Below are 15520 nucleotides of genomic sequence, written 5' to 3'. Positions count from 1 at the left end.
GACGGGTACAAGGGGAGGACGGGATGGACCGGCTGGACGCGAGGGACGGGACGAGCGGAGAGGGCGACCCGGCGGGCGGAGCCGCGACGGGGCGCGTCGAGGTGCTCACCCCGCGGGACGTGCCGCTGGGCGGCCCGCGGTCGATGACCGTACGGCGCACCCTGCCGCAGCGTGGCCGGTCCCTGATCGGGGCCTGGTGCTTCGCCGACCACTACGGCCCCGACGACGTAGCCCGCACGGGCGGCATGGACGTCGCCCCGCACCCGCACACCGGCCTCCAGACGGTCAGCTGGCTCTTCGCCGGGGAGATCGAGCACCGCGACAGCCTCGGCAGCCACGCGCGCGTACGGCCCGGTGAGCTGAACCTCATGACCGGCGGGCACGGCATCAGCCACACCGAGGTCTCCACCCCGGACACCGAGATCCTGCACGGCGTCCAGCTCTGGGTGGCCCTGCCCGACGAGCACCGCGGCACCCGGCGCGACTTCCAGCACTTCGCGCCCGAGCCGGTGGTGGTCGACGGGGCGCGGATCAGCGTCTTCCTGGGCACCCTCGCCGGGGCCGTCTCACCGGTACGGACCTTCACGCCCCTGCTCGGCGCCGAGGTCGTCCTCGAACCCGGTGCCACGCTCACCCTCGCCGTGGACCCGCGCTTCGAGCACGGCGTCCTCGTCGACCACGGGCACGTCCGGGTGGCGGGCGCCCCGCTGCGTCCGGCGGAACTGGGCTACGTGCCCACCGGCACCGACACGCTGACCCTCGGCAACGACTCGGACGAACCGGCCCGGACGGTCCTGCTCGGCGGAACCCCGTTCGAGGAGGAGATCGTCATGTGGTGGAACTTCGTCGGCCGCAGCCACGAGGACATCGCGCGGGCGCGGGAGGACTGGATGGAGGAGCTGGCGCCGGGGCGGGCGGCGGACGGCCGCCGCTTCGGCGAGGTGCGGGGCTACGACGGCGCGCCCCTGCCCGCCCCGGAACTGCCGTCGGTACCGCTGAAGCCGCGCGCGAGGGCGCGGTGAACTGATCGCGCGGGGGCGCGGGGGTGCGGGGGCGCGGGGGCGCGGGGGCGCGGGGGCGCGGAGGGTGTGAGGCCTGAGGGCGTGGGGCGCCAGGCCCGCGTCCGGCCGTGGCGCGGGTCCGCCGGCGGTGCGCGCCTGCTCGGCGGAGGCGCGCCGGTCAGCGGTGGGGGCTGCGGCGGGCGGCGGACAGCGGCCGCTCCTCGCCGGGCCGGCCCTGTCCGGTCCGCTGGGCGCGCCAGTCCCGCGCGCTGCACCCGAACCGCTCGCGGAACCAGCGGGAGAAGGCGCTGGGCGCGGAGAACCCCAGCAGTCCGGAGATCTCCGTCAACGAGCGGCGCGGGTTCGCCACCAGGTGCTCCGCGAGCTGCGCGCGCGTCGCGTTGAGCAGGGACGAGAACGTCTCGCCCGACGCCGCCAGATGCCGGTGCACCGTGCGCCGGTCGACCCCGAGGCTGCACGCGACCTGCTCGATGGAGCAGCGTCCGGTCGGCAGCAGGACCTCGATCAGATCGCGCACGCGGTCCAGCACGGTCGTGTCCCTCGACACCGCGATCGACTCGAAATACTGCCGGGCATAGGTCCGCAGCAACGGGTCCGACATGGGGTTGGGGACGTTCAGATCGTTGCCGTAGAAGATGATCCCGTTGAATTCGCGGTTGAATTCCACCGTGGTGCCGAAAATGCGCCGGTGCGTCCCGAGGTCCGTCGGCGCGGCGTGGGTGAAGCACACGGACAGCGCCTGCCAGCGGGTGCCGAGGAAGTTGCGCAGCACCTGGTGGAACGCGCCCACGGCCAGCTCGGTCGCCTGCCGGGTCGCCATCGCCTCGCCGACCTCCAGGCCCACCTTCAGGGTGGCCAGGCCGCTCGACTCCGACAGCCGGTTGTGCAGCATCTCGTTGTACATGTACTCGTGCCGGACCAGGAGCTCCACCGCGCTGCGGACGTCGGGCTCCTCGCGGATGACGAGGCTGATCGGGCCGAGGTTGGAGAAGCGCCGCCGCTCGGCGAGCAACAGGCCGAAGTCCTCGCGGCGGGCGGCCGTCGCCGAGAGTTCGAGCAGCAGGATCACGGCCGTGCCGGAGATCCACCGGTCCTGGACCGCCAGTCCGGCAGGGTCGAGGCCCGCCTGCCTCATCAGGCCCCGCGGGTCGATGCCGAGCGACTGACTGAGCTCGACGTAACCGCTCAGGGTCGCGTTGCGGACGAGGGGCTTCATGGGCGCACTCCAGGGCTCTGTCCCTAACTGATAAGTCGGATGTCCCGTCAAGTCAAGCGTGCCGTCACCCGGTGACCTAACGTTGCACCACCCGCGAGGGGTTCGCCGTCCGCAATTCGGTACCCCGTCGATCGGAAATCCGACGGAGAACACCATGACAAATTGTTCGGCCGTTGACCAGCCCTGGAAACAAGTTTCGAGCAGCCCTGAAAATGCGATAGGAAATCCCTGGAGAATGCGGGCCGAGGGCCTTCGGCGGACATGGTCGTGCCGAAATCCATGTGATTCCCGCGTAGAGACGAGGAGAGACGTGCCCGCGGTCCACGGTCTCCGGCCCACCGGCAGCCAGCCCGGCTCCGGCGCGGCGGACACACCCGGTGGGAGCCACCGATGAAGAACGTGCGCGACGTGCTGCGACGGCCCCGCACCGGAGCGGCCGTGTGGCGGGCCGCCGACCTCGCGGGCTCCGACGAGTTCGTCCTGCGGCTGTCCCCGGCCCAGGTCGACGAGTTGGAGAGCGCCGCGCGGGCGGTCCACGAGCGGGGCGTTCCGCTGCTGAAGGTCGCGGCCGGGGACTTCCCGCTGCCCACCCTGGCCGGCCCGCTGGAGAAGGTCGCCGACGTGCTGGAGAACGGCCGTGGCTTCGTCCTGGTCAGAGGGCTCCCGGTCGAGCGGTACAGCCTGCCGGTGGCGAGCACGGTGTTCTGGGGGCTGGGACAGCACCTGGGGATCCCGGTGTCGCAGAACGCCGCGGGCCATATGCTCGGGCACGCCCGCGACACCGGCCGGACCCTGGCCGACCCCGCCACGCGCGGCTACCAGACGCGAGCGGAGCTGCCCTTCCACACCGACGGGTCCGATCTCCTCGGACTGCTCTGCCTGCGGGCGGGCCGCACCGGCGGGCGCACCCGCCTGGTCAGCTCCGCGGCCGTCCACGACGCCGTCCTGGCCCGCCGCCCCGACCTCGTCGAGCGCCTGTACCGCACCCACTTCCTGGACCGCAGGGAGGAGCAGGCCCCCGGCGAACTCCCGTACGACGCCGTTCCGCTCGCCGTCTGCCACGACGGAAAGCTCAGCATCCGCTACAACCGCTGCTACCTCGAGTCGGCGCAGCGCTTCGCCGACGTCCCCCCTCTGGAGCCGGCCGACCTGGAACTGTTCGACCTGGTCGACGAGGTGTCCGCGGCACCGGAGTTCGGGCTGGACGTCGGCTTCGGGGCGGGCGACCTGCTGCTCGTCAACAACCACGCCGTTCTGCACGCCCGCACGGCGTACGAGGACTTCGCCGAGCCCGCGGCGAAACGCCATGTGCTGCGGCTGTGGCTGACCGCGCACCGGGGCCGGGACCTCCCGCCGGGCTTCTGGGGCGAGGCGCGCGCCGCCGAGGACGGCTCCGGCCGTGGCGGGATCAGCCCCCGCGACGTGATCCTCACTCCTGGGGCCTGCCCGGCAGGCCCGAGTCCCGTGGCCGCCGCCCGGCGCCCACGGCCGTCACCGACGGCCACCCGACCCGCCGACCGAACGGAAGACGCTTGACATCCTCCCCCGCCTAGAGGCGGGGGATTCCAGCGGTCGCCCGCTGGGTTTCCTGATTCATCGCCGACTGCCCGCCCGGAGAACTCCGTTGAGGTCTTACACCAGCTCCACAGACAGACACCGCCAGTCCGGCGGCCAGCAGATTCTTCGCGGCGTTCACATCACGGTCATGGACCGTGCCGCAGTCGCACGTCCACGTACGGACGTCGAGCGGCATCCTCCCCTGGAGGGTGCCGCAGGCCGAACACAGCCTGGAGGAGGGGAACCACCGGTCCACGGCGATCATTTCCCGCCCGTACCAGGCGGCCTTGTACTCCAGCATCATCCGGAAATCGGCCCATGCCGCGTCACTGACCGCGCGGGCGAGGCTCCGGTTTTTGACCATGTTGCGGACACTCAGGTCCTCGATCACGAGCGTTTGGTTCTCACGCACGAGTCGAGTCGTCAGCTTGTGCAGATGGTCACGGCGCCGGTCGGTGATCCGGGCATACACCTTGGCGACCGTGCGCCGGGCCTTGGCCCGGTTGGCACCATCCCCCTTCGCCTTTCTCGCCAAGCGCCGCTGGGCGAGCGCGAGGCGGGCACGGTCACGACGCTCGTGCCGCGGGTTGGCGATCTTCTCACCGGTGGACAGGGTCAGCAGGTGGGCCAGGCCGACGTCGATGCCGACCGCAGCGCCGAGGGAGGTCAGCGGCTTCACGGTCGGGTCCTCCACGAGGAGGGACACAAACCAGCGGCCGGCCGCATCCTGAGACACGGTCACCGTCGACGGCTGCGCCCCCTCGGGCAGCGGACGCGACCACACGATGTCCAGCGGCCCGGACATCTTGGCCAGGGTCAGCTGCCCGTGCCGGAAGCGGAACGCGCTGGTTGTGTACTCCGCGCACCTGCGGGACTTCTTACGCGACTTGAAGCGGGGATACTTCGCCCGCTTACCGAAGAAATTCGTGAACGCCACCTGCAGGTGCCGCAAAGCCTGCTGGAGCGGAACACTGGACACCTCGTTGAGGTAAGCCAGTTCCTCCGTCTTCTTCCAGACGGTCAGCATCGCCGACATCTGGTTGTAGCTGACCCGCTCCTGCCGCGCCCACGCCTGCGTACGAGCTTCGAGCGCCATGTTGTAGACCTTCCGCACACACCCGAACGTGCGCGACAACTCGGCGGCCTGCGCATCGTCCGGGTAGAAGCGGTACTTGAACGCCCGCTTCACACGAGTGGCCATACCTCACAAATTAGCACAACAGCCAGTGAACTCCCGGGCGCACGCCGGGGTGCACGCCGAACCGCCCTGGAGGCGATTCGGCCTTCCCTGCCCTGCTCCGCAGGAGTCCGATTCCTCCCCGGCCTGAAGGCCGGGGTATCCCCGGAGGTATCCCGATGAACAACCTCGCGGCAGTCCTGGTGGAGTCCGCCCGGGCCGACGGTGACCGGATCGCCGTCCGCCAGGACGACACCACCCTCACCTACGCCCAGCTCGACGACGCGAGCGCCCGGCTCGCCACGCTGCTGCGGGACAGGGGGGTCCGGCCGGGCGATCGCGTAGCCATGGTCATGCCCAACGTGAGTCTCTTCCCGGTCGTGTACTACGGCATCCTGCGGGCCGGAGCCGCCGTCGTACCGATGAACCCGCTGCTGAAGGCGCGGGAGGCGGCCTTCACCCTGCGCGACTCCGGGGCCCGCACGGTGCTCGTCCACCCCCTGTTCGCCGAGGAGGTGGCGAAGGCCGCCGCCGAGGTCGGGGCCCAGTGCCTGGTGACGGACGCGGAGGTGTTCGACGGCCTGCTGCGGGCGGCCGAGCCGATGGCCGAGGTGGAGCCGCGGGCGGCGGACGACACCGCCGTGATCCTGTACACCTCGGGAACCACGGGCACCCCGAAGGGCGCCGAACTGACCCACCGCAACCTGCTCACCAACGCGGTCACCACCCGGGAGACGCTGATCCTGATCCGCCCGGACGACGTCCTGTTCGGGGGACTTCCGCTGTTCCACGCGTTCGGGCAGACCTGCGCCCTCAACGCGGCCGTCAGCGCGGGCGCCACCCTGACCCTGCTGCCGCGCTTCGAGCCAGCCAGGGCGCTGGAGATCATGCACCGGGACCGGGTCACCGTGTTCCTCGGCGTGCCCACCATGTACACGGCGCTGTTGCAGACCGGCATCCCCGAGGACCACGACCTCTCGCCGCTGCGCCTGGCGATCTCCGGCGGCGCCTCGCTGCCCGTCGAGGTCCTGCACGGCTTCGAACGGGACTTCGACGTGACCGTGCTGGAGGGCTACGGACTCTCCGAGACCTCGCCGGTCGCCGTGTTCAACCCCCCGGACCGGCCGCGCAAGGCCGGCTCGATCGGCCTGCCCATCCGCGGGGTCGAGGTCAGGCTCGTCGCCGACGACGGCACCACGGCCGGTCCCGGCGAGGTCGGTGAGATCGCCATCCGCGGCGAGAACGTGATGAAGGGCTACTGGAACCGCCCCGAGGCGACCGAGGAGGCCGTCCGCGAAGGATGGTTCCACAGCGGCGACCTCGCCCGCGTCGACGAGGACGGCTACTACTTCATCGTCGACCGCAAGAAGGACCTCATCATCCGCGGCGGCTACAACGTCTACCCGCGCGAGATCGAGGAGGTCCTCTACGAGCACCCGGCCGTCGCCGAGGCCGCCGTGGTCGGTGTGCCGCACCAGGTGCACGGGGAGGAGGTCGCGGCCGTCGTGACCCTGCGCCCCGACCGCGCGGACACCTCCGCCGACGTCCTGCGCGACTTCGTCAAGGAACGGGTGGCCGCCTACAAGTACCCGCGGATCGTGACCTTCACGGACGCCCTGCCCAAGGGCGCCACCGGCAAGATCCTCAAGCGCGAGATCGTCGTCGACCAGTCCGCCACGGACTGAGATCACCCCCGAAGGAGCTGTCCCCGGTGCCGAGTGACCTGCCGGATCTGCATGCCCTGGAACTGCTCGTCGCCGTGGCGGAGACCGGCAGCCTCAGCCAGGCGGCGGCCCGGTTCGCGATCAGCCAGCCGTCCGCCAGCGCGCGGATGATGACGCTGGAGCGGCGCCTGGGGGTGAAGCTGCTGCTGCGGACCACCAGGGGATCCCGGCTCACCCCGGCCGGCCTGGTGGTCACGGACTGGGCCCGGGGCGTGCTGGAGAGCGCCGCCGCCTTCGTCGAGGGCACGGCGGCGCTGCGCTCGCGCCAGGAGGACCGGCTGCGGGTGGGGGCCAGCCTCACGGTGGCCGAACACCTCGTGCCCGGCTGGCTGTTGGCCCTGCGGGAGTCGGCGCCGGAGCTCCACGTAGGACTGGAGGTGTCGAACAGCCGCAAGGTGATCGAGGGACTGCGGCACGACGCGCTGGACGTCGGCTTCGTCGAGGGCCCGTGCATCCCGCGGGACCTCCGCTCCACCGTCGTCGGACGCGACCGGCTGCTGGTGGTGGTGACCCCGGACCACCCCTGGGCGCGCCGCAGCGACCCCGTTGCGGGAGGCGAACTCGCCGCCGCCGCACTGGTGTTGCGCGAACCCGGCTCCGGGACGCGGGAGACGCTGGAGACGGCGCTGGAGCCGTACGGCGGCGTCGCCACCCCCCTGCTGGAACTCGGGGCCATCGCCCCGCTGCGCAGCGCCGCGTCGAGCGGAGTGGGGCCCGCGGTGCTGTCGGCCATGGCCGTGCAGGACGACCTGACGGAGGGCCGGCTGGTGTCGGTGCCCACCGAGACCGAACTGCGCCTGGACAGGGTGCTCCAGGCGGTATGGCCGCGCGGGCGGTCCCTGCCGGCGGCGGCGTCGCGACTGCTCGCCCTCGCCTGCCGCCGGCCCGGCCGCCGGCCCTCGGGCTCCTGACCGCTCCGGCCGCCCCCGTCTGTTCCGGCCGCCCCTGACCGCTTCGACCGCCCCTGACTGCCCCGGTCCGCCCGACGGCGACCGGGGCAGCAGGCTGTCACCGGCCATAGGGCAGCCCTATGGCCTTGTCACGATCCGGGGCCTACAAGGGGTCCGGGAGACGGACGAGAGTCGACACCGTGAAGAAAGCACTCGTTCAGGAGCCCCCGTCCACCACGGCGACCCCGTCCGCCACGGAACTCCCGTCCACCGGACCGACCCCCACCGGCGCCGCCGGGACCCGGCAAGCCGGGACGCGGTCGTCCGGCACACCGCAGGCCGACGGCGAGGGGTCCGGGTCCCGGCTGCCCGGCCTCGCCCTCACGTTGGCCCTCGCCGCGCTGGCCACAGCCGTGGGCAGGCTGCTTCCGGTGCTCGGCGGTCCGGTGACGGCCGTGGTCCTCGGCGTGCTCGTCGCCGCCGTACGCAAGCCGGGCCCGCGCCTGCGCCGGGGAGTCACCGGCGCCAACAAGCCGGTGCTCCAGGCCGGAGTCGCCCTGCTCGGCGCCCAGTTGTCGCTCACCCAGGTGCTCCACGTGGGCGGCGGCTCACTGCCGATCATGCTGGGCTCGCTGGGCGCCTGCCTGACCGCCGCCTACTTCCTCGGCCGCCGGTTCGGCGTCGACAGCAACCTGCGCACGCTCGTCGGCGCGGGCACCGGGATCTGCGGGGCGTCGGCGATCGCCGCGGTCACACCGGTGATCGGCGCCGCGAGCGCGGAAGTCGCCTACGCCGTCTCGACGATCTTCCTGTTCAACATCGCCGCGGTGCTCGTCTTCCCCGTGGTCGGCCATCTGCTCGGGATGGACCCGCACGCCTTCGGCCTCTTCGCCGGCACGGCGGTCAACGACATGTCGTCCGTGGTCGCCGTCGCCACCGCCTACGGGCCGTCGGCCATCGACGACGCGGTCGTCGTCAAGCTCACCCGCACCCTGATGATCATTCCGATCTGTCTGGGCCTGGCGGTCTGGGCCCGGCGGCGCGCCCGCGCCGCCGACCCGGCCGCCGACTCGCCCCGGGTGAGCGCGTTCCGGCTGGTGCCGTGGTTCCTGGTGGTCTTCCTGCTGGCCGCCGCGGCCAACAGCGCCGGACTCATCCCGGCCGGTGTCCAGCCCGGCCTCAAGGAGCTCTCCGTCCTCCTCATCACCGTGGCGCTCTGCGCGGTCGGCCTGTCCACCGACGTCGCCGCCCTGCGCCGTACCGGCCCGCGCCCCCTGCTGCTGGGCGCCTGCCTGTGGGTGGTCGTGTCCGTCACCAGCCTCTCGCTCCAGTACGGCCTCGGAGCCCTCTGACGCACCTGGTACGCCGCCGACGCGCCCGGACCCCAGGGGCGCCCGGTGCCCGCAGAGCCCCCGCCCGCCCTCGTCGATCACGAGGGCGGGCGGGGGCTTTCCGCACCGGGCTCATCGCCGCACACAGGCTCACAGGCCCGCAGGCCCACAGATACAAGGGCGCGCGGGGCACAGGCTCACAGGCCCGCAGGCCCACAGGTACAAGGGCGCGCGGGGCACAGGCTCACAGGCCCGCAGGCCCACAGGTACAAGGGCGCGCGGGGCCCACAGGCACACGGCCGAGGGGCCCCTCCGGTGCGTCCGGAGGGGCCCCTCGGGTGGTGCCGCGTTCACTCGCCCGGCGTCGACTGCCGCGCGTACTCCGCGAACCAGGCCAGGGTCTCGGGATGGGTGACGGCGCCCGCGCTGCTGACGTCGCCGACGGAGGCGCCCTGGAGGATGCGCTTGACCGGCACCTCCAGCTTCTTCCCGGTCAGGGTGCGCGGTACCGCGGCGATCGGCACGATGACGTCGGGCACGTGACGGGGCGACAGCCGGCGCTTGATGGCTCCGGCGATCCGCTCGCGCAGCCCGTCGTCCACGGCCGTGCCCTCGGCGGCCACCACGAACAGCGGCATGAAGTAGGCGCCGTCCGGGCGCTCCACGCCGACGACCAGGCTGTCGGCGACCTCGGGGAGCTGCTCGACGACGTCGTAGATGTCGGCGGAGCCCATCCGGACGCCCATGCGGTTGAGCGTGGAGTCCGAGCGCCCGGACACGACGACCGACAGGTCGGGGTGGACGGTGACCCAGTCGCCGTGCCGCCAGACGCCCGGGTACGCGTCGAAGTAACTGGCCCGGTAGCGGGCCCCGTCGGGGTCGTCGACGAAGTACAGGGGCATCGACGGCAGCGGCGCGGTCACCACGAGTTCGCCCTGCTCGCCGGTGAGCGGCCGCCCGGAGGGGTCCCAGGCGTCGAGCGCGACACCGAGCGAGGGGCACTGGATGCGGCCCACGCGTACGGGCAGCATCGGGGAACCGCCCGCGAGGACCGAGCAGATGTCGGTCCCGCCGCAGATGGACTGGAGCCAGACGTCCGGCGCGAGCCGCTCGTGGACCCAGCGCCAGGTACTGGCCGGCAGCGAGGAACCGGTCTGCATGATGGAACGCAGCGCGCCGAGATCGAGGTCGGCCGTGGGGTCGGCGCCCGACTTCTCCACGGCGGCGAGATAGGCCGCGCCCACGCCGACCATCGTCGCGCCGGTCCGCTCGGCCACCCGCCAGGCGCCGTCGACGTCGGGGAAGGTGGGGCTGCCGTCGTACAGGACGACCGTGCTGCCGTGCAGCAGCCCGCCGACCAGGAAGTTCCAGACCATCCAGCTCGTGGACGTGACGAACAGGTAGCGGTCCTCGGCCCGCAGGTCGGCGCCGAGACCGAGGGCCTTGAGCAGTTCCACGACGATGCCGCCGTGCCCCTGCACGATTCCCTTGGGCACTCCGGTGGTCCCGGACGACCACAGGATCCACAGCGGATGGTCGAAGGGCACGTCGGCGAATTCCAGGGGGCCGTCGGCGGCGGGCAGCGCGGACCAGGCGTGCACCTCGACGTCGGGCCGCGACGACCACGGCCGGTCCGGCGCGGTGCCGAGCCGGTCGACGGCGAGGACGTGCCGGACGGTGGGCAGTCCGTCCACGAGTTCGGCGATCGCCGCCCGCTTGTCGTACTCCTTGCCGCCGTAGCGGTAGCCGTCCGCCGCCACCAGGACGACGGGCCGCGCCTGGCTGAGCCGGGCGAGCACGCTGGGGGTGCCGAAGTCCGGGGAGCACGCCGTCCAGACCGCGCCGACCGCGGCCGTGGCCAGCAGGGCGACCACGCTCTGCGAGATGTTGGGCAGATACCCGGCCACGCGGTCGCCGGGCGCCACGCCCATCCGGCGCAGTGCCGCGGCGACGTCCGCGACCTGTCCGCGCAGCTCCTCCCAGGAGATGTCCACGGGTTCGGCGCCCTCGGTGACGGCGACCAGCGCCGGACGGGTGTCGCAGGCGTGGGCGAAGCACCGTTCGGCGAAGTTCAGCCGGGCCCCGGGGAACCAGGAGGCGCCCGGCATGGACGCGTCCGCCAGTACGTCGTCGTAGCCGCTGACGGTGTCCAGGCCGTAGTACTCCCACACGGCCGACCAGAAGCCGGGCAGGTCCGTGGAGCTCCACCGCCACAGCTCGGCGTAGTCGGCGAAGTGCAGCCCCCGGGTGGTGTCGAGCCACCGCATGAAGCACGCGACGTTGGAGTCCTGTGTCTCGCGGGGACCGGGGGACCACAGCAGATCGGTGTCGTCGGTGTTCATCGTCGCCTTTCCGGGGGCTGTACGTCGGACTGGGTGTCAGCCGCGTTCGAGTTCGCGCAGGAGTTCCTCCGACCGGGGCCAGGGCCCGTGGCCGGAGGCGGGGTTGAGGTGGCCGACCGCGCCGAGTTCCACGAGCCGGCTGCCCCAGTCCCCGGCCAGTTCGCGCACGCGTTCCAGGGCGCCCAGCGGGTCGTCGGAGCTGGCCGCGACGACGCTGGGGAAGGGCAGCGCCGAACGGGGCACCGGTGTCCAGCCGTTCTCGGCCAGTACCTCCGGGGTGGGATAACCCTCCGGCAGCGGGGTCCCGAAGTCGGGCGGGGTGACCAGGAGCGCACCCCGTACGTCGGCCTCGTGCCGCCGGGACCAGTGCACGGTGGTGATCACACCGGCGCTGTGGGCGACCAGGACGACGGGTCCGTCGAGCTGTGCCACCACCTTGTCCAGGGCGGCGACCTGGGCCTCGCGGCCGAGCCGGTCCACGGTCAGCGGCGGCACCGTGACCACGGTCCGGCCGGCTTCGGCGAGCCGGGCGGCGAGCAGGGTCTGCCAGTGCTCCTCGACGTGGTCCCGCAGACCGGGGACGATCACGACGGAAGGCTGGGTGCCGGTGCCGACGGACGGCGGGGTGCCGGTGCTCACGAGGTGGCCTCCGCTTCCTTCGGCCCGGCCGCCCGGTCGAGGCCGGCCGGGGTCTCCGCCGCCGCCTCCGGAGCAGGCGCCTGCGCGCCCACCGCCACCGCGTCCACCGCTTCCGTGTCCGCCGTCTCCGCGCCCGTCGGGTCGGGTTCCGCCCCCGGCGTGTCCGCTGCCTGGGCGAGTCCGGTGATGCGCAGCAGGTCGCGGTCGTACCGGCGGCGGCCGATCACGAAGGCGACGGCGGCGGCGAGTGCCACGAGCGGGACGATCCGCAGGGCGCCGAGCAGACCCGTCCGGTCCGCGAGCGCACCCGTGACCGCGGGCCCGGGGGCCAGTCCGAGCAGGCTGTTGGCCAGGGTGAGGGTGGCGAACGCGGTCGCGGAGATCGCCACCGGGGTCAGGTTCGCGACCATGGCGGCGGCCGGTCCGGCCGAGCCCGCCGTCAGCAGCGCTCCCGCGGCCAGCGTGATCAGCTGGAGCGGGCCGGTGGGCAGCCGGAAGGCGGTCATCAGCAGCAGGAGCGAGCCGAGGCTGCACGTCAGCGCGACGTCCCACTTGCGGATCGGGACCAGCTTGCTGATCCGGTCCGAGGCCATCCCGCCGAGCACCATCCCTATGCCGATGATGAGGACGAAGACGCCGGCGGCGGCCCCGGCCTTCGCGGTGGGCAGGTCGTAGTAGCGGTCGAAGAAGCTGGGCAGCCAGGAGATGAGGGAGCCGGCGATGAACAGTTGCAGTCCGCTGCCGACATAGGCGCTGATCACGGAGACGGAGGAGAACAGCCGGGGGAGCAGGGCGCGCAGCGCCGCACGCGGGGCCGCCGCCTCGGCGGCCGGGGTTCCGGTGCCGCCCGCGTCGTCGGCGTCGTCGGCAGTGTCCGCCTCCGCCCGGGGGCGCAGTCGCTTCTCCGTGACGACGACCCCGTAGACGGCCGCCAGCACCAGTCCGAACAGGCCCATCGCGCCGAACGCCCAGCGCCAGCCGAACTGCTGGGCCACGGCGCCGCCGATCGACACACCGAGCACCGAGCCGAACGCGCCGCCCGCGATGAAGGCCCCGGACAGGGTGGCCCGCAGCACGACCGGGAAGATGCTCAGGACCACGGCGATGCCGACACTCCCGTACGCCGCCTCACCGACGCCGACCAGGAGCCGGGCGAGGAACAACTGGTCGTAGTCGGCCGCGAGCGCGCAGCCCAGGGTCGCCAGGCTCCACGTCACGGCGGCGAACAGCAGGCTCTTCACCCGGCCCCAGCGGTCCGCCACCAGCGACAGGGGGAACGCGAGCACGCCGACCATGAGTGCCACGACGCCGCTGAGCGAACCCAGTCTGGCGTCGGTGAGCAGCCATTCGTCCTTCAGCATCGGGAAGACGGCGTTCAGTACCTGCCGCGACATGTAGTCGGACAGCAACAGCCCGAAACTCAGGGCGAAAACGATCCAGGCATAGCCTCGGGAGACCGGCCACCCGGACGAGGACGACCTCGTTCCGGGAACGGCGACCGCAGTGGTCTGGAGCCCCATTGTCATCACCTCACGCACTTCTTTGAAGGGGAGTCGGATCAGAACGGTCTGTCGCCCACGATTCCGGCGCGCTCCATCTTGCGGACGGCGGGCCAGTAGTCCTGGACGGCGTAGTGCTGGGTGGAGCGGTTGTCCCAGATCGCCACGCTGTTCGGCGTCCAGCGCCAGCGCACCTGGAACTCGGGGACCGCCGCCTGGCTGAGCAGGTAGTTCAGCAGGTGGCTCGCCCCCGGGGCGTAGTCCTGCCCGAAGCGCACGTTCTCGGGCGTGTGGAAGTTGACGAAGTGGGTGGTGAAGCTGTTGACGAAGAGGATCTGCTCACCGGTCTCGGGGTGGGTGCGCACCACCGGGTGCTCCGCGTCGGGGAAGCGGGCCCTGAGCGCGTGCCGCTGCTCCTCGGGCATGACGGCGCCGAAGCTGGCCTCGATGCTGTGCCGGGCGCGCAGGCCCTTGATCTGCGTCTTGATGTGCTCCGGCAGCCGGCGGTAGGCCTCGGCCATGTTGATCCAGATGGTGTCGCCGCCGACCGGCGGCGACTCGATACAGCGCAGCACCGCACCCATGGCGGGGGCCTCACGCCAGGTCCCGTCGGTGTGCAGGGCGTTCTCGTAGTGCTCGGCCGGGCTGTCGAGGTCCTTGTAGATCCGGACCAGGCCCGGGTGCTCCGGGTCGCTGCCGGCCACCGGGTGGTCCTCCAGCGCGCCGAAGCGCTCGGCGAACGCGACGTGCTCGGCGCGGGTGATGTCCTGGTCGCGCAGGAACAGCACCTTGTGCTTCAGGAGCAGGGACTTGATCTCGGCGAACAGGTCGTCGTCGCGTGCGGCGTCACCGAGGTTCACGCCGGAGAGCTCGGCGCCGATGGCGCAGGTCAGCGGTTCGACCTGGATCGATCCGCGGCTGTAGGAGCGCACCGGCGCGGGAGTGTCCTGGACCGGAGTAAGAGTCTTTTCCATGGTGCTTCCTCCTGGAGAGGGTCGTGGGACACGTGATCCGTTCGGGGCCGGAGGCCGACGTCCGTGGTCGTCGGGGGATGGGCATGCGCGCATGACGCGACGTCATACGCGCATGCTGAAAGCCGTGTCGAGGCGGAGCGGGCCGTGGTCAGAGGACGAAGACGGACGATCCCGTGGTCTTCCCGGACTCCAGGTCGCGGTGTGCCTGGGCGGCGTCCTGGAGTTCGTAGCGCTGGCCCACCTCGATGCCGATGCGTCCGGAGGCGACGTGGCCGAAGAGCTCACCGGCCAGTTCGGCGCGCTCCGCGGGGTCCGCGATGTAGTCGGCGAGGGCGGGTCGGGTGACGAACAGCGAACCGTTGACGGCCAGTTGCATGGCGTTGATCGGCGGGACCGGACCGGAGGCGGTGCCGAAGCAGACCAGGAGGCCGCGCCGCCGCAGCGAGGCGAGGGAACCGGCGAACGTCGACTCACCGACGCTGTCGAACACGACCGGCACGCCCGCTCCGTCGGTCAGTTCGCGCACCCGCTCGGGTACGTTCTCGCTGCGGTAGTGGATGACGTGGTCGCAGCCGTGGGCGCGGGCCAGTTCGGCCTTCTCCTCGGTGGAGACCGTACCGATCACGGTGAGCCCCAGCAGCTTGGCCCACTGGCAGACGATGAGGCCCACGCCGCCCGCCGCCGCGGTCAGCAGAATCGTGTCGCCGGCCTTCAACGGATAGATCCTGCGCAGCAGATAGGAGGAGGTGAGACCGCGCATCGTCATCGCCGCGGCCGTCTCGAAGCCGATCTCGTCCGGCAGCTTGATCAGGGAGTCGGCGGGCATGACCCGTTCCGTGCTGTACGCGCCGAGCGGGCTTCCGGTGTACGTCACCCGGTCGCCCTCGGCGAAGTCCGTGACTCCTTCGCCCACGGCCTCGATCACGCCCGCGCCCTCGACGCCCATTCCGGCGGGCAGCGGGGCCGGGTAGAGGCCGGTGCGGAAGTAGGTGTCGGCGAAGTTGAGACCGACGGCCTCGTGCCGGATCCGTACCTCACCCGGGCCGGGGTCGCCGACGACGACCTCCTCCCAGCGCAGGACGTCGGGACCTCCGGTCTCCTTGAAGCGAACGGCATGTGCCACGGTCGAGCTCCGTAAATCAGAGGGGG

The 15520-nt window shown here is 72.1% G+C and carries 12 protein-coding genes; 5 read left to right on the top strand and 7 right to left on the bottom strand.

Annotated elements, in window-relative coordinates; translation table 11 throughout:
- The first annotated feature begins 23 nt into the window (after window positions 1-23).
- Window positions 24-1022 (top strand): pirin family protein, encoded by a 999-nt coding sequence (locus tag ACZ60B_RS06275; protein WP_469385052.1) that lies wholly within the window; start codon window positions 24-26, stop codon window positions 1020-1022.
- Between the two features lie 157 nt (window positions 1023-1179).
- On the opposite strand, the gene ACZ60B_RS06270 is transcribed toward ACZ60B_RS06275, so the two are convergent.
- A complete protein-coding gene (locus tag ACZ60B_RS06270; protein WP_469384660.1) occupies window positions 1180-2238 on the bottom strand; it encodes an AraC family transcriptional regulator in 1059 nt (352 codons plus the stop codon).
- Window positions 2239-2628: 390 nt separating this feature from the next.
- On the opposite strand from ACZ60B_RS06270, the gene ACZ60B_RS06265 reads away from it, so the two are divergent.
- A complete protein-coding gene (locus ACZ60B_RS06265) occupies window positions 2629-3774 on the top strand; it encodes a TauD/TfdA family dioxygenase (protein WP_469384658.1) in 1146 nt (381 codons plus the stop codon).
- Between the two features lie 13 nt (window positions 3775-3787).
- Here ACZ60B_RS06265 and ACZ60B_RS06260 read toward each other — a convergent pair whose 3' ends face one another.
- Entirely contained in the window at window positions 3788-4996 is a 1209-nt protein-coding gene (locus tag ACZ60B_RS06260) for an RNA-guided endonuclease InsQ/TnpB family protein (RefSeq protein WP_469384656.1), read from the bottom strand.
- 155 nt (window positions 4997-5151) lie between these two features.
- Between ACZ60B_RS06260 and ACZ60B_RS06255 the strand changes: the two genes are divergently transcribed.
- From ACZ60B_RS06255 to ACZ60B_RS06245, 3 genes are all read left to right on the top strand, one after another.
- Window positions 5152-6657 carry a long-chain-fatty-acid--CoA ligase gene (locus ACZ60B_RS06255; RefSeq protein WP_469384654.1) on the top strand — a complete coding sequence of 502 codons (1506 nt, stop codon included), beginning with the start codon at window positions 5152-5154 and terminating at the stop codon, window positions 6655-6657.
- 26 nt (window positions 6658-6683) lie between these two features.
- Entirely contained in the window at window positions 6684-7607 is a 924-nt protein-coding gene (locus tag ACZ60B_RS06250) for a LysR family transcriptional regulator (RefSeq protein ID WP_469384653.1), read from the top strand.
- A gap of 179 nt (window positions 7608-7786) precedes the next feature.
- Window positions 7787-8938, top strand: coding sequence for a YeiH family protein (locus ACZ60B_RS06245; protein WP_469384651.1), 1152 nt, complete (start codon window positions 7787-7789; stop codon window positions 8936-8938).
- 329 nt (window positions 8939-9267) lie between these two features.
- Here ACZ60B_RS06245 and ACZ60B_RS06240 read toward each other — a convergent pair whose 3' ends face one another.
- The 5 genes from ACZ60B_RS06240 to ACZ60B_RS06220 all read right to left on the bottom strand — a co-directional run bounded on the left by ACZ60B_RS06240 (window position 9268) and on the right by ACZ60B_RS06220 (window position 15494).
- Window positions 9268-11259 carry an acetoacetate--CoA ligase gene (locus ACZ60B_RS06240; RefSeq protein ID WP_469384649.1) on the bottom strand — a complete coding sequence of 664 codons (1992 nt, stop codon included), beginning with the start codon at window positions 11257-11259 and terminating at the stop codon, window positions 9268-9270.
- Between the two features lie 36 nt (window positions 11260-11295).
- Window positions 11296-11898 (bottom strand): RBBP9/YdeN family alpha/beta hydrolase, encoded by a 603-nt coding sequence (locus ACZ60B_RS06235; protein ID WP_469384648.1) that lies wholly within the window; start codon window positions 11896-11898, stop codon window positions 11296-11298.
- On the bottom strand, window positions 11895-13418 hold the full coding sequence (locus ACZ60B_RS06230) for an MFS transporter (RefSeq protein WP_469384647.1): 1524 nt from the start codon (window positions 13416-13418) through the stop codon (window positions 11895-11897). The genes ACZ60B_RS06235 and ACZ60B_RS06230 overlap by 4 nt, the downstream gene beginning before the upstream one ends.
- A 38-nt stretch (window positions 13419-13456) precedes the next feature.
- Window positions 13457-14371: a TauD/TfdA dioxygenase family protein gene (locus ACZ60B_RS06225; RefSeq protein WP_469384646.1), complete on the bottom strand. Its 915-nt coding sequence runs from the start codon at window positions 14369-14371 to the stop codon at window positions 13457-13459.
- Window positions 14372-14519: 148 nt separating this feature from the next.
- On the bottom strand, window positions 14520-15494 hold the full coding sequence (locus ACZ60B_RS06220; RefSeq protein WP_469384644.1) for a quinone oxidoreductase family protein: 975 nt from the start codon (window positions 15492-15494) through the stop codon (window positions 14520-14522).
- Window positions 15495-15520: the final 26 nt, after the last annotated feature.

Source organism: Streptomyces sp. NPDC104096 (assembly GCF_055584385.1).
This window is presented reverse-complemented; position numbering and strand designations above follow the sequence as displayed.

What these genes read in the sequence shown, in the direction of transcription:
- ACZ60B_RS06275 (WP_469385052.1), top strand. Translation starts at nt 24, where the DNA reads ATGGACCGGCTGGACGCGAGGGACGGGACGAGCGGAGAGGGCGACCCG.
- ACZ60B_RS06270 (WP_469384660.1), bottom strand. Translation starts at nt 2,238, where the DNA reads ATGAAGCCCCTCGTCCGCAACGCGACCCTGAGCGGTTACGTCGAGCTC.
- ACZ60B_RS06265 (WP_469384658.1), top strand. Translation starts at nt 2,629, where the DNA reads ATGAAGAACGTGCGCGACGTGCTGCGACGGCCCCGCACCGGAGCGGCC.
- ACZ60B_RS06260 (WP_469384656.1), bottom strand. Translation starts at nt 4,996, where the DNA reads ATGGCCACTCGTGTGAAGCGGGCGTTCAAGTACCGCTTCTACCCGGAC.
- ACZ60B_RS06255 (WP_469384654.1), top strand. Translation starts at nt 5,152, where the DNA reads ATGAACAACCTCGCGGCAGTCCTGGTGGAGTCCGCCCGGGCCGACGGT.
- ACZ60B_RS06240 (WP_469384649.1), bottom strand. Translation starts at nt 11,259, where the DNA reads ATGAACACCGACGACACCGATCTGCTGTGGTCCCCCGGTCCCCGCGAG.
- ACZ60B_RS06230 (WP_469384647.1), bottom strand. Translation starts at nt 13,418, where the DNA reads ATGGGGCTCCAGACCACTGCGGTCGCCGTTCCCGGAACGAGGTCGTCC.
- ACZ60B_RS06225 (WP_469384646.1), bottom strand. Translation starts at nt 14,371, where the DNA reads ATGGAAAAGACTCTTACTCCGGTCCAGGACACTCCCGCGCCGGTGCGC.